Raw genomic sequence first — 21,355 nt, forward strand, 5'->3', positions numbered from 1 at the left:
CCGGGACCCCCCGCACCGGTGGCACGGGCCCTCACCGGCCCCGCACCACCGCGCCGACGGCCCCCCGCCGACGGCTCAGCGCACCTCGAAGAACTCCGCCGCCGGCCGCGCCGGCCGGTCCTTCGGGGGCGCGGCCGGGTGTCCGACGGCGACGGCGCCGAGGGGGTCCCAGTGGTCGGGGAGGTCGAGGACGTCGCGGACGACGTCGCGGCAGAACATGGTCGAGGAGACCCAGGCGGAGCCGAGGCGCTCGCCGGAGAGGGCGACGAGGAAGTTCTGCACTCCGGCGCCGGCCGCGACGACGAACATCTCGCGCTCGGCGGCGTCGCGGCGCGGGTCGCCGTAGTGGTGGGAGCCGTCCATGACGAGGCAGGGGACGGCCAGGTAGGGGGCGTTGCGCAGGACGTCCCCGCGGCGCACCCGCTTGGCGATGGAGTCCTCGGACTTCCCGTCGCGCCGCAGGTCGGCGATCCAGGCGTCCCGCATGGCGTCGAGGAGCCGGGTCCGCGACGCGGGCGACTCCAGGAGCACGAACCGCCAGGGCGTGGTGTGGTGCGGCGCGGGCGCGGTGACGGCGGCGGCGACCGCGCGGCGCACGGCACCCGGGTCGACGGGCTCGTCGGTGAACTCGCGGACGGTGCGCCGCAGGGTCACCGCCTCGCGCACGGCCTCGGAGGTGCCGAGCCGGAACATGTCGTCGGCGGCGGCGCGCACGAGCGCCCGCGCTCCCGGCTCGTCGTCGGAGGCCACCACGTGGGGCAGACCGCGGACGACGGCGACCGGGAGGCCGGCGGCCTTGCCCTTCACCAGGTCGCCGGCGGCGGCGAGTTCGTCGGCGGTCGCGACGACGGTCGCGCTCAGCGGGTTGCCGTGGGCGTCGGTGCCGCCGCGCAGGTCGTCGAGGACCCGCACGCCGGCGGCGCCGATGGCGACGTCGGTGAGTCCGGCGCGCCAGGGGCGGCCGAAGGTGTCCGTGACGACGACGCCGACGTCGACGCCGAGCGCCTCGCGCAGTCCGGCGCGGATGCGCCGTGCCGAGGCGTCGGGGTCCTCGGGGAGCAACAGGACGGTTCCGGCGGGGGTGTTCGAGGCGTCGACCCCGGCGGCGGCCATGACGAGCCCCTGTCGGTTCTCGACGATCCGCAGCGGGCCGCGCCGCGCGACGACCCGTACGGTCTCGGCGTCGATGGCCTTCTCGCGGTCGTCGGCGGTGACGATCCGGCCCTCGGCCTTGCTCACTATCTTGGAGGTGACGAGGAGGACGTCCCCGTCGGCGAGCTCCGGCGACGCGGCGGCTATCAGCGCGGCCAGGTCGTCGCCGGCGGCGACCTCCGGCAGTCCGGTGGGCGCCCAGACGCGGTACGAGGGGGCGGCGGCGGTCACGCGCGGACCTCCTCGGCCAGACGCAGGGCCTCCTGGGCCATGGCGGCGGTCGCGTCCACGTCGGTCATCATCAGCGGGACCGCGCGGCAGCGGATCCCCGCCTCCTCGACCTCCGCGACGGAGCCGGCGTCCACCGTGTCGACGAGCCAGCCGTCGAGGAGTCCGGCGCCGTAGTGCCGGGCCACCGCGGAGGCCGTGGAGTCGACGCCGACGGCGGCGAGCACCTTGTCGGCCATGCCGCGCACGGGCGCGTCGCCGACGATGGGGGAGAGGCCCACGACCGGCGCCCCGGAGGCGGCGACCGCGTCCCGGATGCCGGGCACGGCCAGGATCGTCCCGACGCTCACCACGGGGTTGGACGGCGGGAAGAGGATGACGTCGGCGGCGGCGAGGGCGTCGAGCACGCCGGGGGCGGGCTTGGCGGTCTCCGCGCCGACCGGCACGACGGCCTGGGCGTCCACGGAGGCGCGCAGCTTCACCCAGTACTCCTGGAAGTGCACGGCGCGCTGCTCGCCGTCGACCTCGATCGCCACGTGCGTCTCGATGCGGTCGTCGGACATGGGCAGGAGCCGGACGCCGGGCTGCCAGCGGGCGCAGAGCGCCTCGGTGACCGCGCTCAGCGGGTAGCCCGCGCCGAGCATCTGGGTACGGACGATGTGGGTCGCGAAGTCGCGGTCGCCGAGGCCGAACCACTCGGGTCCGACGCCGTAGGCGGCGAGCTCCTCCTTGACCGTGAAGGACTCGTCGAGGCGGCCCCAGCCCTGCTCCTCGTTGATGCCACCGCCGAGGGTGTACATCACCGTGTCCAGGTCGGGGCAGACCTTCAGCCCGAAGAGATGGATGTCGTCACCCGTGTTGCCGATGACGGTGATCTCCGCGTCCGGGGCGGCCTGCTTGAGGCCGCGAAGGAAACGAGCACCACCGATACCGCCGGCCAGAACCACAATGCGCATGCGCAGCAGTCTGTCAGGCGACGGTCACCGCTGGGGCCTCTGGGGCGAGAGTGGCCGGAGAGCACTGGGCCTGGAGCGACTCGTGCATCGGCATCTCCGTCAGACCGGGGAAGTAGACGTGCAGGCTGACGGCCGGTTCGAGGGAGTCGTTGACGACCTCGTGGACGTACCCGGGGGCGAAGACGCGCTGGGAGCCGCCGCGCAGGGTGCGCACGCCCCGGTCCGTACGCTCCGTCAACTCGCCCTCCAGGACGGTCAGTACGCCGGAGGAGACGCCGTGGTCGTGGAGGCCGCTGCCCTGGCCCGGCACCCACGACAGGAGCCACACCTCGTAGCCGGGGCCGGTGCGCAGCCGGTGGTACCAGCGGGTGGTGGCGTCGTACTCGACGTAGGGCGCCCACTGGGAGCGGTCGTCGGCGAGGGAGCGCGCGAGGCCGGCGAACTCGGCCACGGTGACGGGGTGGGCGCGCTCGGGCTGCAGGAGGTGCGGGACCTCGAGGATGTCGCCGGCGATCTGAAGGTCGCTGTCCATGTTCATGGGATGGGGAGGTTCCTCAGCAGAAACAGAAGCGGTGGGGGTCACGGAGAGAGGTGACACAAGTGACGCAGGGTGACGCTGGGGGAGGCGGCTGGAGCTCTACGGCATCAACAGCTGGAACAACAACAGCAACAGCGCGCCTGGACAGCGCGGCGGAACCCACGGGCGTGGGTCGCGGCGGGCGCTGTGGTCGCTGGCATGCCACCAAAGGTGGCGGGAAGAGCACCCGACTGTCAACCCAATGACCGATTTGGGGGTAATGTTTCACCTCATCCGGTTACCGTGCGCGGAGAAAGGTTTGTTCATGCCTGGACCAGGAGAGATGGCGCTTCAACCGTGCCCGTAAACATGGCGGCGCCCGCGTGATCGACTTCGGGTCGGTCGTCACGGTCCGTGAGTGGACTGTGATGCGGATCGCTTCCATGGCTGGATCGCAACAAGATCCAAGTTTCGGACGTCCTTCCTTGTGAAAGACGGACACTCCGCCGCTCGTGAGGGGAAGTGCAGCACGGTCCGGTCAGCGGCATGTGTCACGTTTTTTGGTGATTTGAACACTTTCCGCATAGGCTTGGTTCCGCAGAGTGAATACGGGGCCCAATAGCAGATCTCGGCTTGACTCGCACAGAGCACAAACTTGTAATTTCACTCGTGTCGTTAGGCCGGGTTCGCAACGGCAACACCACGGGGACGCACAGAACAGACGAGGGGCGCACATGACCGAGTTGTTCCAGGAACTGCTGGTCGAGGACGCGGACGAGGAACTCGGCTGGCAGGAGCGCGCGCTGTGCGCCCAGACCGACCCCGAGTCCTTCTTCCCCGAGAAGGGCGGCTCGACCCGCGAGGCCAAGAAGGTCTGCCTCGCCTGCGAGGTCCGCTCCGAGTGCCTCGAATACGCCCTGCAGAACGACGAACGGTTCGGCATCTGGGGTGGTCTCTCCGAGCGCGAGCGCCGTCGCCTCAAGAAGGCCGCCGTCTGAGCGGCACCCGGCCCCGGACGACCTCCGGGCCCCCCGCGCCACCGCGCGCACACCAGGACACCGCGAACGGTCCGCCCCCTGTGCTTCGGCCACAGGCGGCGGACCGTTCTGCGTGCTCTGTCCACAGGCCGTCGTCCACAGGGGAGAACCGCTCCGCGCGCAGCCGTTAGTGTGGGCCTCCGTCCGAGACGCTCCCCACGCCCTTCGCGGGCGACCCCGGCCGGAGGGCCCGTAGCTCGATGTCCTCAACTCCTGAGTTTCCGCGACACGTCGTCACCGCCGTGCTCGTCACCCACGACGGCGCCCGCTGGCTGCCGGACGCGCTCTCCGGGCTGCTCGCGCAGGAACGCCCCGTGCAGAACGTGATCGCGGCCGACACCGGCAGCGCAGACGACTCGGCGCAGCTCGTCGCCGACGCCGTCGGCGACGACCGCGTCCTGCACCTCGCGCGCCGCACCGGCTTCGGCGCCGCCGTCGAGGAGGCCGCGCGCACCGCGCCCGTGCTCGGACCCGAGGACCTGCCCTACCTCAAGCGCCCCAGCGGCTGGGACCCCGTCAGCCGCACCTGGAACGACGAGGCGTACGACCTCCCCGAACTCCCGCACGGCGAACCGGTGCAGTGGCTCTGGCTGCTCCACGACGACTGCGCCCCCGAGCCCGGCGCCCTCGCCGAACTCCTGCGCGTCGCCGACTCCGACGCGGACGCCGCCGTCATCGGCCCCAAGCTGCGAGGCTGGTACGACCGGAAGCAGCTCCTGGAGACCGGCGTCTCCATCGCCCGCAGCGGCCGCCGCTGGACCGGACTCGACCGCCGCGAGCAGGACCAGGGCCAGCACGACCAGATCCGCTCCGTCCTCTCCGTCTCCACCGCCGGCATGCTCGTCCGCCGCGACGTCTTCGAGGAGCTCGGCGGCTTCGACCGCCGCCTGCCCCTCATGCGCGACGACGTCGACCTGTGCTGGCGCGCCCACGCCGCCGGCCACCGCGTGCTCATCGCCCCCGACGCCGTCCTGCGGCACGCCGAGGCGTCCGCCCGCGAGCGCCGCACCGTCGACTGCGCCGGCCGCACCGCGGCCAACCCGCACCGCGTCGACAAGGCCGGCGCCGTCTACACCCTGCTCGCCAACAGCCGCGGCGCCGCCCTGCCGTACGTGCTGCTGAGGCTCGTCGTCAGCACCCTGCTCCGCACCCTCGCCTACCTCGTCGGCAAGGTCCCCGGACAGGCCGTCGACGAGGTCATGGGCCTCTTCGGCACCCTGCTGCGCCCCGAGAGGATCCTCGCCGCCCGCAAGCGCCGCAGGAACCCGGCCGTCGCGGCGAGCGAACTCCGCCCGCTCTTCCCGCCGCCCGGCGCCACCGTCCGCGCCGCGGCCGAACAGTTCACCGCCAACTTCGGCGGGAACGAGGCCGACTCCGGCGGCTCCCGCCACGGCGTCGTCGAGTCGGGACCCGGCGGCGACGACGCCGACTACCTGGAGATCGAGCAGTTCGCCCGGCTCAAGAAGATCGCCCGCAAGCCCGGACCGGTCCTCTTCGGCCTGCTGCTCCTCATCTCCCTGGTCGCCTGCCGCAACCTCTTCGCCGGCGGCTCGCTGGCCGGCGGCGCCCTGCTGCCCGCCCCCGACACCGTCTCCGGCCTCTGGTCGCGGTACGCCGACGCCTGGCACGCCCTCGGCACCGGCGGCACCCAGAGCGCCCCGCCCTACCTCGCCGTCCTGGCCGCGCTCTCCGCGCTGTTCCTCGGCTCCACCTCCACCGCGCTGACCCTGCTCCTCGTCTGCTCGGTCCCGCTCGCCGGCTTCACCGCCTACTTCGCCTCCCGCGGCATCGTCGAGTCCCGCCTGCTGCGCGCCTGGGCCGCCATCGCGTACGCCTTCCTGCCCGCCGTCACCGGGGCCCTGGCCGCCGGCCGGCTCGGCACGGCCGTGCTCGCGATCCTGCTGCCGCTGATCGCCCGCGCCGCCGTCGCCGCCCACGGCTTCAACCGCCCCGACCGGGGCAGCTGGCGCGCCACCTGGGCGTACACCTTCCTGCTCACCTTCGCGACGGCGTTCACCCCGATCGTGTGGCCGCTCGCCGTCCTCCTCGGCCTCGGCGTCCTCGCCGTCCGCCGCTCCGACCTCACCGCCTACGGCCTCCGCTTCCTGGCCGCCGTCGGCACCCCGATCCTCGTCCTCGCGCCCTGGTCGCTCACCCTGCTGGCCGGCCCCTCCGCCTTCCTGCGCGAGGCCGGCCTCGACGTCCGCACGGGCACGGCCACCGCGCTCGACCTGCTCGCGACCAGCCCCGGCGGCCCCGGCACCACCGGCGGCCTGCTCCTGCTCGGCCTCGTCCTCGCCGCCCTCGCCGGGCTGCTGCGCGAGGAGCGGCAGTTCGCGGTCCGCGCCGCCTGGGCCGCCGCGCTCGCGGGCCTGCTCCTCGCCGCCGCCTCCAACGGCGCGGGCGGCACCGGCTGGGCCGGACCCGCCACCCTCGTCTACGGCGCCGCCCTCCTGGCCGCCGGCACGATCGGCGCCGAGGGCGGCCGCACCCGCGTCGCCGCCCACGGCTTCGGCTGGCGTCAGCCCGTCGCCGCCCTCATCGCCCTCGCCTGCGCCGCCGGCCCCGCCGTCGCCGCGGCCGGCTGGATGATCGGCGGCGCCGACGGCCCGCTCACCCGGCGCGACCCGGTGCAGGTCCCGGCCTTCGTCGCCGAGGAGAGCGGCACCCGCGACCAGCCCCGCACCCTCGTCCTGGGCGGCAGCACCCCCGGCGAGGTCGCCTACACCCTGGTCCGCGGCTCCGGCGCCCGCCTCGGCGACGGCGAACTCACCGCCACCGCCGACCGCGACTCCCGCCTCGACCAGGTCGTCGCCCGCCTCATCGCCGGCTCCGGCGCCGACCAGACCCAGGAACTCAGCGGCTACGCGATCCGCTACGTCCTCGTCCGCGACGGGGCACCGCGCCAGATGAGCCGCGTCCTCGACGCCACCCCCGGCCTCAGCCGCCTCAGCCAGCTCGACGGCAGCGCGCTCTGGCGCGTGGACCGCGAGATCGCCCGGATCATGATCGTCCCGCCGGCCGCCAAGACCGGCGCCCCGTCCGCGAGCGGTGACGCGTCCGCCGACGGCGCCGCGGACGACGCGACCAAGGCGGCCAAGCCCGTCGCCGTCGCCGCCGGTCCCGTCGAGGCGCACACCGCGATCCCGGCCGGCCCCGAGGGCCGCGTGCTGCGCCTCGCCGACCGCGCCGCCGAGGGCTGGACCGCCACCCTCGACGGCAGGGAACTGAGCCGGACCACCGTCGACGGCTGGGCCCAGGGCTTCTCGCTCCCCGCCCAGGGCGGCCGCCTCGACCTCACCTACGACGAGCCGCTCACCCACACCGCGTGGATCTGGGCCCAGGTCGGCCTCGCCGTCGTCCTGCTCGTCCTCGCCCTCCCCGGGCGTCGCCGCGAGATCGACGACGACCTGCCCGACGAGGAAACCGTCATCCCCGCCCAGGCCGCCGACGGCGACGGCCGCCGCGCGCGCCGCCTGCGCGCCGCCGCGGAGGCCGAGGCCGTCGCCGAGGCCCCCGGGGCCCCGGAGGGCGAAGCCGCCGCGATCCCGGGACAGCAGACCCACGAGCCCGAGGAGTGGGACTCCGGGTACGACCCGGCCTATGCCCAGTCCCCCGCTCAGCCCCCGGCCCAGGACCAGGCCGGGACGCAGGCCCAGCCGTACGCCGACCAGGGCTACTACCAGGAGTACGCCGCCGACCCGTACCAGCAGCAGCCGTACGCCTACCCGCAGCAGGGCTACGACCAGCAGCCGTACGCCGACCAGGGCTACGCCGGCCAGTCCTACCCCGACCAGGGACACGAGCAGCAGCAGGGCTACGAGCAGCAGGGTTACGACCAGCAGCAGGGATACGCCCCCGGGCAGCAGTACGACCAGCAGGCGTACGACCCGTACGGCTACGGCTACGGGCACCCCCAGGGCCACGAGACCGAGCAGCGTCCCGACGGGAGCAGCAACCAGTGAAGCGCACGACCCTCTCCCTGATCGCGGGCACCACGGCCCTCGCCGCCGTCACCGGCTTCGCGGCCCTCACCGCCCCGGCCGGCCCCGCCGCCCCCGAGGCGAAGAGCCCGACCCGGCTGCCGGTGGAGCGCGCCGGCCTGGTCTGCCCCGTGCCGAGCACCTCGGAGGTGGCCGAGACCGTCTACACCTCGTACACCCCGCTCGCCGCGGGAACGGGCGCGGGCGCGGGTTCCGGCTCGGGTTCCGGCTCCGGCAAGGCCGAGCAGCCCACGGCCCGCCTGACCGTCGCCGCGAGCCCGACCTCCTCGGGCGGCACGGCCGCCAAGGACCCGAAGAAGCCCAAGGCGCCCCAGGCCCCCGCCACGGTCACCGCCCCCGGCAAGCCCGTCGCCGTCGAGGCGAACGGCGCCGGCGTGCCCGCCCTCACCGGCGCGGCGACCGGCACCCTCGCCCCCGGCTGGACCGTCCAGCAGACCACCGTCGTCCCGGCGGGCGGCTCCCGCGGCCTCCTCGGCCTCTCCTGCGGCGCCCCCGACACCGACTTCTGGTTCCCGGCGGCCTCCACCGCCAAGGAGCGCCAGGACTACGTCCACCTCACCAACCCGGACGACACGGCCGCCGTCGCCGACATCGAGCTCTTCGGCCCCGAGGGCGCGCTGAAGTCCCAGTTCACCGAGGGCATCCCGGTCCCCGCCCGCTCCACGGTCCCGGTCCTCCTCTCCACCCTCACCGGAGAGACCGCCAAGCCCGACGTCACCGTCCACGTCACCACCCGCAGCGGGCGCGTCGGCGCCGCCATCGGCTCCGCGGACGAGAAGCTCGGCGGCGACTGGATCGCCCCCGCGGCCGACCCGGCGGGCACCGCCGTGCTCCCCGGCATCCCGGCCGACGCCACCTCCGTCCGGCTGGTCGCCCTCGCCCCCGGGGAGGACGACGCCGACCTGAAGGTCCAGCTGGTCACCACCGCCGGCACGATCGTCCCGGCGGGCGCGGGGACCCTGCACGTGAAGTCCGGGATGACGACCGCCGTCGACCTGCCGAACCTCACCCGGGGCGAGGCCGCCTCCCTGCTGCTCACCCCGAGCGACCCGAAGAAGCCGACCCCGGTCGTGGCGGCCCTCCGCGTCGTCCGCGGCAAGGGCGCGAACACCGAGGTCGCGTTCATCCCGGCGACCCCGGCGATCTCCGCCCGCGCCACGGTCGCCGACAACCGCGCCAAGGCGTCGACGCTCTCCCTGACCGCCCCCGGCACCGCCGCCGAGGTGAGGATCACCGCCTCGGCGGGCTCCGGCGGCGGCACGCCCGTGTCCCGGACGGTCACCGTCAAGGCGGGCACCACCGCGACCGTGACCGACCTGGTCCCCCAGGGACTGAAGGGCTACTACGCGCTGACCGTCGAACCGGTCTCCGGCGGCAGGGTCTACGCGGCGCGGACCCTGGCGGCGGCGCAGGACGGCATCCCGATGTTCACGGTCCAGACCCTCGTCGACGACCGCGGGACCGTGGAGGTCCCCTCCGCGCACCAGGACCTCGGCGTCCTCGACTGAGTCCTGCCGCGGCGCGCGGGCCTGCCCGGTCCGCCCGTGGCCGCCCCTCGGGACCGCGGTCGGCCCGAGGGCCGGTCCTCTGCCCCGCCCTGCCCGTACCCGTACGGGCAGGGCGTCCGCGTCAGTCCTGCCCGTACCGGGGGTCGACCGACTCGGGGGAGAGGCCCAGCAGCTCGGCGACCTGCTCGACGACGACCTCGTGGACCAGCAGCGCCCGCTCGTCCCGGCTCTTGGAGCGGATCTCGACCGGCCGCCGGTAGACGACCACCTTCGCCGGCTCGTCCTTCTCCGCGGGCAACGAGCCGCCCAGCGGCACGGTCTCGCCCGGCACCGTCGGCGGCACCTCCATGACCATGAAGTCGACGTCCGCCAGCTGCGGCCAGCGCCGTTCCAGCCGTTCCACCGAGTCGAGGACCAGGTCGCGGAAGGTGTCGGCCCGGCTCGCGGAGAGCGGCACCTGCGGTGGGGCCACCGGCCCCCGCATCCCGCGGCCGTGCCGGTCGCGGCGGCGGATCCGGGGCTCCGCCGGGGGCTCCGCGGCGGGCTCCGTGCGGCGGTGCGAGGGGCTCGGAGGCACAGGACTGTCCATCACTGACGCAGCGTAACCCTCATCTGTCCCCGCGCACCGTGGCGCATCCTCGCCACATGTCCGGGCGCCCCCGCACCACCCCCGCACGAGCTGTCGAAACCCGACCATTCCGGTCGGACCGCTGCCCGATTCGACGGCCCGAGACGATCGGCCATCTGGCCCTCGATGACCGGTTTTGCATCCCCGACTGTCCGGAACCTTCTCTGCCCCCGCCCCCGTGCGCCCCCTCCCTCGCAGGTCGGAACGGTCCCCCCGGAAAGGGCGGTGGCCGAGGTCACACCGCGACACGGTGGAGTGACCTGAGGGAGAGTCGTCGCGGCCCGCTCAAGAGTGCGGTACCGTCCAACGTCGTGAGCCCTGTACGTCGCTGTTCGCGCACTGCGTGCGGCCGCCCTGCCGTCGCGACACTGACGTACGTCTATGCCGACTCGACTGCGGTCCTCGGCCCGCTCGCCACCTACGCCGAGCCCCACTGCTACGACCTGTGCGCCGAGCACAGCGAACGCCTCACCGCCCCGCGCGGCTGGGACGTGGTGCGGCTCACCGATCCCTCCGCCCCGGCACGCCCCAGCGGCGACGACCTGGAGGCCCTCGCCAACGCGGTACGGGAGGCGGCCCGCCCCCAGGAGCGCGCGGCCGGGTCCGGCGGCAAGGGAGTCGGAGGCCGCCCCGGCGATCCCATGGAAGTCGGGCGTCGCGGACACCTCAGGGTGCTCCGTTCGCCGGACAACTGATCACAACCGGCCACCGTCCGCACACCCCCTCACCGCTCCGGGTAGTTTGGGCGTTCCGTACACGCGCCCGCACACGCGTGCCGAGAACTCAGGAGGGTGGATCCGTGACTGTCGATCTGTCGCAGATCGTGAAGGCGTACGACATCCGCGGAGTGGTCCCCGACCAGTGGGACGAGACGCTCGCCGAACTCTTCGGAGCCGCCTTCGTCCGGGTGACCGACGCGGACGCGATCGTCGTCGGCCACGACATGCGCCCCTCGTCGCCCGGCCTCGCGGACGCCTTCGCCCGCGGCGCGGCCCGCCTCGGCGCCGACGTCACCCTCATCGGGCTCTGCTCCACCGACCAGCTGTACTTCGCCTCCGGGAGCCTCGGCCTGCCCGGCGCGATGTTCACCGCGTCCCACAACCCGGCCCAGTACAACGGCATCAAGATGTGCCGCGCCGGCGCCGCCCCGGTCGGCCAGGACACCGGCCTCGCCGACATCCGCGCCCTCGCCGAGCAGTGGAGCGGGACGGGCGCCCCCGAGGCCGCCGCCACCCCCGGCACGGTCACCCGGCGCGAGACCCTCGACGACTACGCCGCCCACCTCAAGGGCCTCGTCGACCTCACCGCGATCCGCCCCCTGAAGGTCGTCGTCGACGCCGGCAACGGCATGGGCGGCCACACCGTCCCCACCGTCTTCGACGGCCTCCCGCTCGACACCGTCCCGATGTACTTCGAGCTCGACGGCACCTTCCCGAACCACGAGGCCAACCCCCTCGACCCGGCGAACATCGTCGACCTCCAGGCCCGCGTCCTCGCCGAGGGCGCGGACCTCGGCCTCGCCTTCGACGGCGACGCCGACCGGTGCTTCGTCGTCGACGAGCGCGGCGAGCCGGTCCCCCCGTCCGCCATCACCGCCCTGGTCGCCGCCCGCGAGCTCGCCAAGAACCCCGGCGGGACGATCATCCACAACCTGATCACCTCCTGGTCCGTCCCCGAGGTCGTCCGCGAGAACGGCGGCTCGCCCGTCCGCACCCGCGTCGGCCACTCCTTCATCAAGGAGGAGATGGCGAAGACCGGCGCCATCTTCGGCGGCGAGCACTCGGCGCACTACTACTTCAAGGACTTCTGGAACGCGGACACCGGCATGCTCGCCGCGCTCCACGTCCTCGCGGCCCTCGGCGGCCAGCAGGGCACCCTGTCCGACCTGGTCTCCGCCTACGACCGCTACGCCTCCTCCGGCGAGATCAACTCCACCGTCGCCGACCAGGCCGCCAGCACCGCCAAGGTCAAGGCCGCCTACGCGGACCAGGACGGCGTCACCTTCGACGAGCTCGACGGCCTCACCGTCACCGCCGCCGACTGGTGGTTCAACCTCCGCGCCTCCAACACCGAGCCGCTGCTCCGCCTCAACGTCGAGGCCCGCGACGAGGCCACCATGGCCAAGCTCCGCGACGAGGTCCTCGCCCTGGTACGGGCGACGGGCTGACCCCGCCACCCCGCCGGGGAACGGGGGCGCCCCCCGTTCCCCGGCGGTAGGCTGACCTGGCCCGAAGGGCAGCACCACCCCCGTCTGTTCGAAGGGACACCCCATGCCGCTCGAAGCCGGCCTCCTGGAGATCCTGGCCTGCCCGGCCTGCCACGCTCCGCTGAACGACCGCACGGCGGACGAGACCCCGGAGCTGGTCTGCACGAGCTCCGACTGCGGCCTCGCCTACCCGGTCCGCGACGGCATCCCGGTCCTCCTGACGGACGAGGCCCGCCGCCCCTCCTGACGCCCCGGGACGCGGGAAGGACCGAGCGGCCCGGCCCGAGGCCGGGCTCCGAGCCCGCACCCCCGCGCCAGGGCGTCCCGCCGACCGGCCCGGACCCGCGGGAGCCCGGCCGGCGGAGCCGCCGAAGCACCGCGGGCGGAGGCACCGCCGCCCCGGCACCGCGAACCGCCCCTCCACCGCGGCCGCTTCCCGCCCCGGCCCGACGGACGGGACACCCCAGCACCCCAGCGCCCGTCCGCACAGGACCCCCGACCGCAGCGCAGCGCCCGGGGACCCCGTACTCACCCGCTCACCCGGGAGGCACCGCCACATGCTCGACGAGACCCTCCTCGACGCACCGGACGCCCTCGCCCTCGCCGACCACCGCGGTCTCCTCCGCGGCGCCGCCGAAGCAGGCGCACGGGTGCGGACCGCCGCCCGCCACGCCGCCGAGGCCGGCATCGCGGACCTCCACCCCGAGGGCCGCCCCCGCGCCGTGCTCGTCGCCGGCCCCGGCACCGCCGCCGCGGGCGTCGCCGACCTGATCGGCGCCCTCGCCGGAGCGGCCGCCCCCGTCGTACGCCTCCAGCCCACCGGCGTCGCCCCCGCCGCGGGCGCCCTGCGCTGGGCCCTCCCCGGCTGGGCCGGCTCCGTGGACCTGCTGCTGCTCCCGACCACCGACGGCTCCGAACCCGGCCTCGCCCTCCTCGCCGAGCAGGCGTACCGCCGCGGGATCACCGTCGTCGCCGTCGCCCCGAAGACCTCGCCGCTCGCCGAGACCGTCAGCGGCTCACACGGCCTGTTCGTGCCCATGGCGACCGCCCCCAACGAGACCCCGAACGAATTCGGCGAGAACCTCGCGGCCAGCCCCGGCGCCCTCTGGGCCCTCTTCACCCCGCTGCTCGCCCTCCTCGACCGCGTCGGCCTCCTCGAAGCACCCCCCGAGGCCCTGGAGAAGGTCGCCGACCGGCTCGACCGCACGGCCGAACGCTGCGGCCCGGCCATCGCCACCTACAGCAACCCGGCGAAGACCCTCGCCGCCGAGCTCGCCGACTCCCTCCCGCTGATCTGGACCGAGGGCAACGCCGCCGGTCCCGCCGGCCGCCGCTTCGCCGCCGTCCTCGCCGAGCTCGCCGGCCTCCCGGCCCTCGCCGCCGAACTCCCCGAGGCCCTCCCCGCGCACGGCGTCCTGCTCGCCGGCGACTACGCCGCCGGCGCCGACCCCGACGACTTCTTCCGCGACCGCGTCGACGAGCAGCAGGCCCTCCGCGCCCGCGTGGTCCTGCTCCGCGACCGGCCGGCCGGCGGCCTGACCGCCGCCCCCGCCGCCCGCGAACTGGCCCTCGGCCACGAGACGGCCATCAGCGAACTCGAACCGGAGGAGGGCGGCGAGCTGGAGACCCTCGCCGAACTGCTCGCCGTGACCGACTTCGCGGCCCTCTACCTCTCCCTGGCCACCCCGGGCCGCACCACCCCCTAGCCCGGCCACCCGCGGACCGGCACCGACCCGACAGACACCGCCCGGACCGCCCCCGGACCTCCGCCGCCCCGGCGCCCGCCCGTCCACCGGCCGGGCCCGTCCCCGTCCCCGGGCCGTCACCGACCCGTCACCCTCCCCCTGTCACCTGTCTCCCGACACCCCTCACCATCCGTCGTCACCACCCCGAGGAGCTGGCAGGCATGGACCGCCTCGTCAACACCGTTCGCCCCTACGCCTGGGGATCCACGACGGCCATCCCGGAACTGCTCGGCCACGCCCCGACCGGCGAGCCCCAGGCCGAGATGTGGATGGGCGCCCACCCCGGCGCCCCCTCCCGCACCGAGCGCGGGCCCCTCGACGAGCTGATCGCCGGCGACCCCGTACGGGAACTGGGGGAGCGGGCCGTCGAGAAGTTCGGACCCCGCCTCCCGTTCCTCTTCAAGGTGCTCGCCGCCGGCGCCCCGCTCTCCCTCCAGGTCCACCCCGACCTCGCCCAGGCACAGGCCGGCCACGCCGCCGAGGAGGCCGCCGGCATCCCGGCCGACGCCCCGCACCGCACGTACCGGGACGCCAACCACAAGCCCGAGATGATCTGCGCGCTCACCCCCTTCGACGGCCTGTGCGGCTTCCGCGACCCCGTCGAGTCCGCCGACCTCATCGCCGCGCTCGGCGTCGACAGCCTCAAGCCGTACGTCGACCTCCTCCACGCCCACCCCGAGGAGGCCGCGCTCCGCGAGGTCCTGACGGCCCTGCTCACCGCCGACCCCGACGAGATGGCGGAGACGGTCGCCGAGGCCGCGGCCGCCGCCGACCGGCTCGGCGGCGCCCACGCCCCGTACGCGAGCCTCGCCCACCACTTCCCCGGCGACCCCGGCGTCATCGCCGCCATGCTCCTCAACCGGGTCGTGCTCCAGCCCGGCGAGGCCCTGTACCTCGGCGCGGGCGTCCCGCACGCCTACCTCGACGGCCTCGGCGTCGAGATCATGGCCAACTCCGACAACGTCCTGCGCTGCGGCCTCACCCCCAAGCACGTCGACGTCCCCGAACTCCTGCGGATCGTCCGCTTCGAGCCCGCCGACCCCGCCGTCCTGCGCCCCGAGGCGTCGCCCACCGGCGAGGAGGTCTACGAGACCCCCATCGACGAGTTCCGCCTCTCCCGGTTCGTCCGGGCCGAGGGCGCCGCCCCCACCGACCTCACCGCCCCCACCCCGCAGATCCTGCTCTCCGTCGCGGGCAGCCCCCGGGCCGGCGAACTCACCCTCGCCCCCGGCGAATCCGTCTTCGTCCCGGCCGGCGAACCCACCCAACTCTCCGGAGCGGGGACGGTCTTCCGCGCCACCGTCGTGGCCTGATGCGACAATGACCGGCCGAACCGCGGCGATCGAGCCGGAGCATCGACGAAGGGACCACGTACACCCATGAGCGCGTCAGGCGGAACCAAGGCGATCGTGGCGGCACTCGCCGCCAACCTGGCGATCGCCGTAGCCAAGTTCGTGGCGTTCCTCTTCAGTGGTTCGTCCTCGATGCTCGCCGAGAGCGTCCACTCGCTCGCCGACTCCGGCAACCAGGGCCTGCTCCTCCTCGGCGGCAAGAGGGCCAAGCGCGAGGCCACCCCGCAGCACCCCTTCGGCTACGGCCGCGAGCGGTACATCTACGCCTTCCTCGTCTCCATCGTCCTCTTCTCCGTCGGCGGCATGTTCGCCATCTACGAGGGCTACGAGAAGATCAAGGACCCGCACCCCATCGAGGCGTGGTACTGGCCGGTCGGCGTGCTGGTCTTCGCGATCATCGCCGAGTCCTTCTCCTTCCGCACGGCCATCAAGGAGTCCAACGAGATCCGCGGCGGCCTCACCTGGACGCAGTTCGTCCGCCGCGCCAAGGCCCCCGAGCTCCCCGTCGTCCTCCTGGAGGACCTCGGCGCCCTCGTCGGCCTCGTCCTCGCCCTCGGCGGCGTCGGCCTCGCCCTGCTGACCGACGACGGCGTCTGGGACGGCATCGGCACCCTCTGCATCGGCGTCCTGCTCATCCTCATCGCCCTCGTCCTCGCCGCCGAGACCAAGTCGCTCCTGCTAGGCGAGTCCGCAGGCACCGACGAGGTCAAGCGGATCGAGGCCGCCGTCGTCGACGGCGACACCGTCACCCGCCTCATCCACATGCGCACCCTCCACCTCGGACCCGAGGAGCTCCTCGTCGCCGCCAAGATCGCCGTCCAGCACGACGACTCGGCCACCGAGGTCGCCCAGGCCATCAACGCCGCGGAGGAGCGCATCCGCGCCGCCGTCCCCATCGCCCGGGTCATCTACCTGGAGCCGGACATCTACAGCGAGAGCGCCGCGGCCGCCGGCAGCAACCCCGCCAAGAGCCCGGGCGGCGACGGCCACTGAGCCCCGAGACCCGACAGAGGCCCCCAGGACCGGAGAAGACCGGCCAGGGGGCCTCTCCGCGTGGCCGGTACTTCCCGTACGAGTGTGGGTCGCTGCACCGATCGGTGTAGATTCGTGACTGCCAGACGTCGCTGCTGATGGCGGTCGGGCGGTCCCCAGGACCGGCCGAGGGAGAGAGGGCCTCCGACGACTGCACCGCGGGACACCCGGGCATTCGTATGCCGTCGTCGTGCCCCGGCGGTGCCAGGCGCTCTCCCAGACCCTCGCACCCGAATCCACGAGGAGCAGCCCCAGTCATGACGACTGTCGCCAGCCAGCAGGACTTCAAGGTCGCCGACCTCTCCCTGGCCGCCTTCGGCCGCAAGGAGATCACCCTCGCCGAGCACGAGATGCCCGGCCTGATGTCGATCCGCCGCGAGTACGCCGAGCAGCAGCCGCTCGCCGGCGCCCGCGTCACCGGCTCCCTGCACATGACCGTGCAGACCGCCGTCCTCATCGAGACCCTGGTCGCCCTCGGCGCCGAGGTCCGCTGGGCCTCCTGCAACATCTTCTCCACCCAGGACCACGCCGCCGCGGCCATCGCCGTCGGCCCGAACGGCACCCCGGAGAACCCGCAGGGCGTCCCGGTCTTCGCCTGGAAGGGTGAGACCCTGGAGGAGTACTGGTGGTGCACCGAGCAGGCCCTCACCTGGCCGAACACGCCCACCGGCGGCCCGAACATGATCCTCGACGACGGTGGTGACGCCACCCTCCTCGTCCACAAGGGCGTCGAGTTCGAGAAGGCGGGCTCCGCCCCGGACCCCGCCACCGCGGACAGCGAGGAGTACGGCCACATCCTCCGTCTCCTCAACCGCACCCTCACCGAGAACCCGCAGAAGTGGACCCAGCTGGCGTCCGAGATCCGCGGCGTCACCGAGGAGACCACCACCGGCGTCCACCGCCTGTACGAGATGCACCAGGCCGGCGACCTGCTCTTCCCGGCGATCAACGTGAACGACGCCGTCACCAAGTCGAAGTTCGACAACAAGTACGGCTGCCGCCACTCGCTGATCGACGGCATCAACCGCGCCACCGACGTCCTCATCGGCGGCAAGACGGCCGTCGTCTGCGGCTACGGCGACGTCGGCAAGGGCTGCGCCGAGTCCCTCCGCGGCCAGGGCGCCCGCGTCATCGTCACCGAGATCGACCCCATCTGCGCGCTCCAGGCCGCGATGGACGGTTACCAGGTCACGACCCTGGACGACGTCGTCGAGACCGCCGACATCTTCATCACCACGACCGGCAACAAGGACATCATCATGGCCGCCGACATGGCCAAGATGAAGCACCAGGCCATCGTGGGCAACATCGGCCACTTCGACAACGAGATCGACATGGCCGGCCTCGCGAAGACCCCGGGCATCGTCAAGGACGAGGTCAAGCCGCAGGTCCACACCTGGACCTACCCCGACGGCCGGGTCCTGATCGTCCTCTCCGAGGGCCGTCTGCTGAACCTCGGCAACGCGACCGGCCACCCCTCCTTCGTCATGTCGAACTCCTTCGCGGACCAGACCCTGGCCCAGATCGAGCTCTTCACGAAGCCGGAGGAGTACCCGACCGACGTCTACGTCCTCCCGAAGCACCTGGACGAGAAGGTCGCCCGCCTCCACCTCGACGCCCTCGGCGTCAAGCTGACGACCCTCCGCCCCGAGCAGGCCGCCTACATCGGCGTCGAGGTCGAAGGCCCCTTCAAGCCGGACCACTACCGCTACTGATGCCCCGGCCGGCGGCGCCCGCGCGCTGACGCGGCGCCGCCCCGGACACCCGTAGAGGACTCAGGCAGGCCCCCCGCACCCCCGTGTCGGGGGGCCTGCTCCGTCCCGTCCCCGCTACCGCCCCTGGAAGCCACCCGAGGACCCATGCCCCGCGGCCGCTATTCGTTCCATGACCCGCATGACCACACCCCCCTCGGTGAAGAGCACTTCCACTGCGCCCCCGGCCCCTCCGGCTGGCGCTATGTCGCCCAGACCACCACCCCCTCGGGTGATCACCGGGGCTCCATCGACCTGGCCGTCGACGAACTGGGCCGCCCCATCCGACTCGAACTGCACGCCGCCGGCTGGCAGGTCCGCGGCGCGGCCCTCGACGGCGTCACCTGGGTCCGCACGGACCCCACCGGAACCCACGCCACCGAAGGCAATGTGCGCGCCCACGCCTTCACCGGCATGTCCCCGGCCTTCCTCGTCGCCCTCACGCGACTCCTGCGACTCACCCCCGCCTCCCCGGAGACCCGCGTCCGGCTCGTCGCCTTCACGGATCCCGTGCTCGCCCCCCTGACGACCGACCAGTCCTGGGCCTTGCTGAGAAGTGAAGCGCACACCACTGACAACGGCCCCCTGACCGTGGACGAGTACCAGGTCAGCGACCTGGACACGGGCGAACGCCATACCGTCCACATCGCCGGCGACGTCGTCCTCGCCGCACCCGGCATCGAACTCGAGGACCTGGAGACCCCGCCCTCGGTCTTCCCCTGACCCCACCCCTCAGGCAGGCGGCGCGAACCCCGTCCGCCGCGCCCCGGACTCCCCGGCACCCTCGACGACGGGCTTGTCCACCACCGGCGCCACGACGACCGGGGGCGCCACCGGCGGAGCGCCCGGCGAGGGCTCCGTCCGCGGGGGATCCGAACGCCGCGGGTCCGAGCGAGGGGGAATGGCACCCGGAGGCGGGAATCCCGGAGCGCCGCCGCCCGCCGCCCCCGCTCCGGTCCCGGGGAACGCACCGGCACCAGGCGCCCCCGACGGCGAGGCGAACGCCCGCCGGGCGTCCCGCGCCTGCCGCTCGGCCACCACACCCGCCAGATACGCGTCGGCCGGCACCCCCGGCGGCGGAGGCGTCCCGGTCCTCGCCACCAGCTCGTCGGCCAGCCGCTCCGCGAGCCGCCGTCCCACGACCGGATCCAGCTCACGCGCCCGCGTCAGGTACTGACGCACCTCCAGCCACAGCGGCTCCGGCACCGCCGACAGGTCCAGCCCCGCGAACCGCCCGACCAGCCACGGCGGCGGAGGGGGCACGACCGCCACCCGCGCCGCGGGTATCCGCTCACGCACCACCAGCGTGCCCGCGAAGACGTCCCCGAGCCGCCGGCCCCGTTCCGACACCAGCGACGCGATGCAGGCGACGACGCCGAACGTCATCAGGATCTCCACCACGCCCAGCGCCCCGCGCACCAGCGCGTGCCGGAAACGGATCGGACCCCCGTCGTCCCGCACGACCCGCAGACCACAGGCCATCTTCCCCAGCGACCTGCCGTGCGACAGCGTCTCCACCGCGATCGGCGCCCCCACGAGCACCAGCAGGAACGACGCGATGGACAACGCCATCACCGCCGCCTCGTCCAGCGACGCGGTGGCGACCGCCAACGCCAGCGTGATGAGCAGGTACACCGCCCACACCACGACGAGGTCGATCAGCACCGCCAGCGCCCGACTCGGCAGCCGCGCCGGCTGCAACCCCAGCACGACGGCGTCCCCCGTCACCAACCCGCTCACGGCACCCACCCTTCTCCGGCCTTCCCGACCCCTCCGAACGCCAGTCTGCCAAGCTGACCCGCAGCGCGCCGCAGTAGTACGGACCCGTCCGCAGCCAGTGCCTGGAGCAGCAGCCGATCATGGACCTCGACGTCTACGTCACCGCCCACCGCGCCGAGTGGGAACGCCTCGACCACCTCCTGCGCCGCGGCGGCAGGCTGACCGGCGCCGAAGCCGACGAACTCGTCTCCCTCTACCAGCGCACGGCCACGCACCTCTCGATCGTCCAGTCCCGCACCCCGGACCCGATGCTCACGGCCCGGCTCACCCAGCTCGTCGCCCGCGCCCGCGCCACCGTCACCGGCACCCGCCGCTCCTCCTGGCGCGACGCGGCCCGCTTCCTCACCGCCGGTTTCCCCGCGGCCGTCTACCGCTCGCGCCACTGGTGGATCCCCACCGCCGTCCTCTCCACCCTCCTGGCCGTCCTCATCGGCTGGTGGATCGGTACGCACCCGGAGGTCCAGGCGTCGATCGGCGCCCCCGCCGACCTCCGCGAGATGACCCGCCCCGGCGGCCAGTACGAGACGTACTACTCCAGCCACCCGGCGGCCTCCTTCGCGGCCCAGGTCTGGACGAACAACGCCCAGGCCGCCGCCATGTGCCTGGTCCTCGGAGTCTTCCTGGGCATCCCGGTGCTCTGGATCCTCTTCCTGAACATGCTCAACCTCGGCGTCGGCATCGGCCTCATGTCCTCCGCCGGCCGCCTCGACGTCTTCCTCGGCCTGGTCCTCCCGCACGGCCTGCTCGAACTGACCGCGGTCTTCGTCGCCGCCGGCACCGGACTCCGCCTCGGCTGGACGGTCGTCGACCCGGGACCGACCACCCGCCGCGCCGCCCTCGCCGAGCAGGGCCGCGCCGCCGTCGGCATGGCCATCGGCCTCGCCCTGGTCCTCTTCGTCTCGGGGCTCATCGAAGGCTTCGTCACCCCCTCCGGTCTGCCCACCTGGGCCCGCATCACCATCGGTGTCGCCGCCGAGCTGGCCTTCCTCACCTACGTCCACGTCCTCGGCGGCCGTGCCTCCCGCGCCGGCGACACGGGCGACCTCGACGAGCCCGACCGCAGCGCGACCCTCCCCACCGCCGCCTGATGTGCGTACGGCCCCGCCGACCTGCTAGTGTCCTCCGGTGCCCACAAAAGCCGTTGACACGGCAGGCGTGGGGAGGTAGATTCAAACGGTTGCCTAGAACTGGACAGTTCGGCAGCAAACCACTAGAGTCACACTCACTCCGGTCGGGAATTCGATTCCACGGAGTCACTCCGATTCTCATTCGAATCACCAAAGCCACCGATTAGGTGGGCCCAAATGATTCTGATAAAGTCGGAACCGCTGAAAGGCCCGAAGAGCGAAAGCGAATTGGACCGGGAAGCACCGAGGAAATCGGATCGGAAAGATCTGATAGAGTCGGAAACGAAGGAAGCGCCCGGAGGGCCTGGAAACAGGAACGAAGGAAGCGTCCGC

At 73.6% G+C, this 21,355-nt stretch carries 17 protein-coding genes; 12 read left to right on the top strand and 5 right to left on the bottom strand.

Annotation, left to right across the window (positions count from 1 at the left end):
* Nucleotides 1–75: 75 nt before the first annotated feature.
* The 3 genes from AB0424_RS30035 to AB0424_RS30045 are packed head-to-tail and all read right to left on the bottom strand — an operon-like array spanning nt 76 to nt 2,874.
* On the bottom strand, nt 76–1,383 hold the full coding sequence (locus tag AB0424_RS30035; protein WP_366309912.1) for a coenzyme F420-0:L-glutamate ligase: 1,308 nt from the start codon (nt 1,381–1,383) through the stop codon (nt 76–78).
* A complete protein-coding gene (cofD, locus tag AB0424_RS30040; RefSeq protein ID WP_366309914.1) occupies nt 1,380–2,336 on the bottom strand; it encodes a 2-phospho-L-lactate transferase in 957 nt (318 codons plus the stop codon). Before cofD ends, AB0424_RS30035 begins: the two co-directional genes overlap by 4 nt.
* Nucleotides 2,337–2,349: 13 nt before the next feature.
* On the bottom strand, nt 2,350–2,874 hold the full coding sequence (locus tag AB0424_RS30045) for a cysteine dioxygenase family protein (RefSeq protein WP_366309916.1): 525 nt from the start codon (nt 2,872–2,874) through the stop codon (nt 2,350–2,352).
* A 713-nt stretch (nt 2,875–3,587) separates the two neighbouring features.
* Between AB0424_RS30045 and AB0424_RS30050 the strand changes: the two genes are divergently transcribed.
* From AB0424_RS30050 to AB0424_RS30060, 3 genes are all read left to right on the top strand, one after another.
* Entirely contained in the window at nt 3,588–3,851 is a 264-nt protein-coding gene (locus AB0424_RS30050) for a WhiB family transcriptional regulator (RefSeq protein WP_015033978.1), read from the top strand.
* A gap of 239 nt (nt 3,852–4,090) precedes the next feature.
* Nucleotides 4,091–7,855 (top strand): glycosyltransferase family 2 protein, encoded by a 3,765-nt coding sequence (locus tag AB0424_RS30055; protein ID WP_366309919.1) that lies wholly within the window; start codon nt 4,091–4,093, stop codon nt 7,853–7,855.
* Nucleotides 7,852–9,402 carry a DUF5719 family protein gene (locus tag AB0424_RS30060; RefSeq protein WP_366309921.1) on the top strand — a complete coding sequence of 517 codons (1,551 nt, stop codon included), beginning with the start codon at nt 7,852–7,854 and terminating at the stop codon, nt 9,400–9,402. The genes AB0424_RS30055 and AB0424_RS30060 overlap by 4 nt, the downstream gene beginning before the upstream one ends.
* A 121-nt stretch (nt 9,403–9,523) precedes the next feature.
* On the opposite strand, the gene AB0424_RS30065 is transcribed toward AB0424_RS30060, so the two are convergent.
* Complete coding sequence (locus AB0424_RS30065; RefSeq protein WP_366309923.1) at nt 9,524–9,991, bottom strand: metallopeptidase family protein; 468 nt, start codon at nt 9,989–9,991, stop codon at nt 9,524–9,526.
* Between the two features lie 299 nt (nt 9,992–10,290).
* Between AB0424_RS30065 and AB0424_RS30070 the strand changes: the two genes are divergently transcribed.
* The 8 genes from AB0424_RS30070 to AB0424_RS30105 all read left to right on the top strand — a co-directional run bounded on the left by AB0424_RS30070 (nt 10,291) and on the right by AB0424_RS30105 (nt 18,839).
* On the top strand, nt 10,291–10,725 hold the full coding sequence (locus AB0424_RS30070) for a DUF3499 domain-containing protein (protein ID WP_366309943.1): 435 nt from the start codon (nt 10,291–10,293) through the stop codon (nt 10,723–10,725).
* A 104-nt stretch (nt 10,726–10,829) separates the two neighbouring features.
* Nucleotides 10,830–12,197: a phosphomannomutase/phosphoglucomutase gene (locus AB0424_RS30075; RefSeq protein ID WP_366309925.1), complete on the top strand. Its 1,368-nt coding sequence runs from the start codon at nt 10,830–10,832 to the stop codon at nt 12,195–12,197.
* A 103-nt stretch (nt 12,198–12,300) separates the two neighbouring features.
* Nucleotides 12,301–12,483, top strand: coding sequence for a Trm112 family protein (locus tag AB0424_RS30080; protein WP_366309927.1), 183 nt, complete (start codon nt 12,301–12,303; stop codon nt 12,481–12,483).
* Between the two features lie 310 nt (nt 12,484–12,793).
* The gene (locus tag AB0424_RS30085; RefSeq protein WP_366309929.1) at nt 12,794–13,942 is read left to right on the top strand and encodes an SIS domain-containing protein; all 1,149 of its coding nucleotides are present in this window, start codon (nt 12,794–12,796) and stop codon (nt 13,940–13,942) included.
* Nucleotides 13,943–14,142: 200 nt separating this feature from the next.
* Nucleotides 14,143–15,294, top strand: a complete 1,152-nt coding sequence (manA, locus tag AB0424_RS30090; RefSeq protein WP_366309931.1) for a mannose-6-phosphate isomerase, class I — start codon at nt 14,143–14,145, stop codon at nt 15,292–15,294.
* A 66-nt stretch (nt 15,295–15,360) separates the two neighbouring features.
* On the top strand, nt 15,361–16,326 hold the full coding sequence (locus AB0424_RS30095; RefSeq protein WP_366309933.1) for a cation diffusion facilitator family transporter: 966 nt from the start codon (nt 15,361–15,363) through the stop codon (nt 16,324–16,326).
* A 296-nt stretch (nt 16,327–16,622) separates the two neighbouring features.
* Nucleotides 16,623–18,080: an adenosylhomocysteinase gene (gene ahcY / locus AB0424_RS30100; RefSeq protein WP_366309935.1), complete on the top strand. Its 1,458-nt coding sequence runs from the start codon at nt 16,623–16,625 to the stop codon at nt 18,078–18,080.
* A 144-nt stretch (nt 18,081–18,224) separates the two neighbouring features.
* The gene (locus AB0424_RS30105) at nt 18,225–18,839 is read left to right on the top strand and encodes a hypothetical protein (RefSeq protein ID WP_366309937.1); all 615 of its coding nucleotides are present in this window, start codon (nt 18,225–18,227) and stop codon (nt 18,837–18,839) included.
* 9 nt (nt 18,840–18,848) lie between these two features.
* Here AB0424_RS30105 and AB0424_RS30110 read toward each other — a convergent pair whose 3' ends face one another.
* Complete coding sequence (locus AB0424_RS30110; protein WP_366309939.1) at nt 18,849–19,856, bottom strand: RDD family protein; 1,008 nt, start codon at nt 19,854–19,856, stop codon at nt 18,849–18,851.
* A gap of 119 nt (nt 19,857–19,975) precedes the next feature.
* Here AB0424_RS30110 and AB0424_RS30115 point away from each other — a divergent pair, with 119 nt between their 5' ends.
* Nucleotides 19,976–20,983: a stage II sporulation protein M gene (locus AB0424_RS30115; protein ID WP_366309941.1), complete on the top strand. Its 1,008-nt coding sequence runs from the start codon at nt 19,976–19,978 to the stop codon at nt 20,981–20,983.
* Nucleotides 20,984–21,355: the final 372 nt, after the last annotated feature.

The organism is Streptomyces sp. NPDC051180, assembly GCF_040689545.1.
Lineage (GTDB): Bacteria > Actinomycetota > Actinomycetes > Streptomycetales > Streptomycetaceae > Streptomyces.

What these genes read in the sequence shown, in the direction of transcription:
- AB0424_RS30050 (WP_015033978.1), top strand. Translation starts at nt 3,588, where the DNA reads ATGACCGAGTTGTTCCAGGAACTGCTGGTCGAGGACGCGGACGAGGAA.
- AB0424_RS30105 (WP_366309937.1), top strand. Translation starts at nt 18,225, where the DNA reads ATGCCCCGCGGCCGCTATTCGTTCCATGACCCGCATGACCACACCCCC.
- ahcY (WP_366309935.1), top strand. Translation starts at nt 16,623, where the DNA reads ATGACGACTGTCGCCAGCCAGCAGGACTTCAAGGTCGCCGACCTCTCC.
- manA (WP_366309931.1), top strand. Translation starts at nt 14,143, where the DNA reads ATGGACCGCCTCGTCAACACCGTTCGCCCCTACGCCTGGGGATCCACG.
- AB0424_RS30080 (WP_366309927.1), top strand. Translation starts at nt 12,301, where the DNA reads ATGCCGCTCGAAGCCGGCCTCCTGGAGATCCTGGCCTGCCCGGCCTGC.
- AB0424_RS30085 (WP_366309929.1), top strand. Translation starts at nt 12,794, where the DNA reads ATGCTCGACGAGACCCTCCTCGACGCACCGGACGCCCTCGCCCTCGCC.
- cofD (WP_366309914.1), bottom strand. Translation starts at nt 2,336, where the DNA reads ATGCGCATTGTGGTTCTGGCCGGCGGTATCGGTGGTGCTCGTTTCCTT.
- AB0424_RS30115 (WP_366309941.1), top strand. Translation starts at nt 19,976, where the DNA reads ATGGACCTCGACGTCTACGTCACCGCCCACCGCGCCGAGTGGGAACGC.
- AB0424_RS30095 (WP_366309933.1), top strand. Translation starts at nt 15,361, where the DNA reads ATGAGCGCGTCAGGCGGAACCAAGGCGATCGTGGCGGCACTCGCCGCC.
- AB0424_RS30065 (WP_366309923.1), bottom strand. Translation starts at nt 9,991, where the DNA reads ATGGACAGTCCTGTGCCTCCGAGCCCCTCGCACCGCCGCACGGAGCCC.
- AB0424_RS30045 (WP_366309916.1), bottom strand. Translation starts at nt 2,874, where the DNA reads ATGAACATGGACAGCGACCTTCAGATCGCCGGCGACATCCTCGAGGTC.
- AB0424_RS30055 (WP_366309919.1), top strand. Translation starts at nt 4,091, where the DNA reads ATGTCCTCAACTCCTGAGTTTCCGCGACACGTCGTCACCGCCGTGCTC.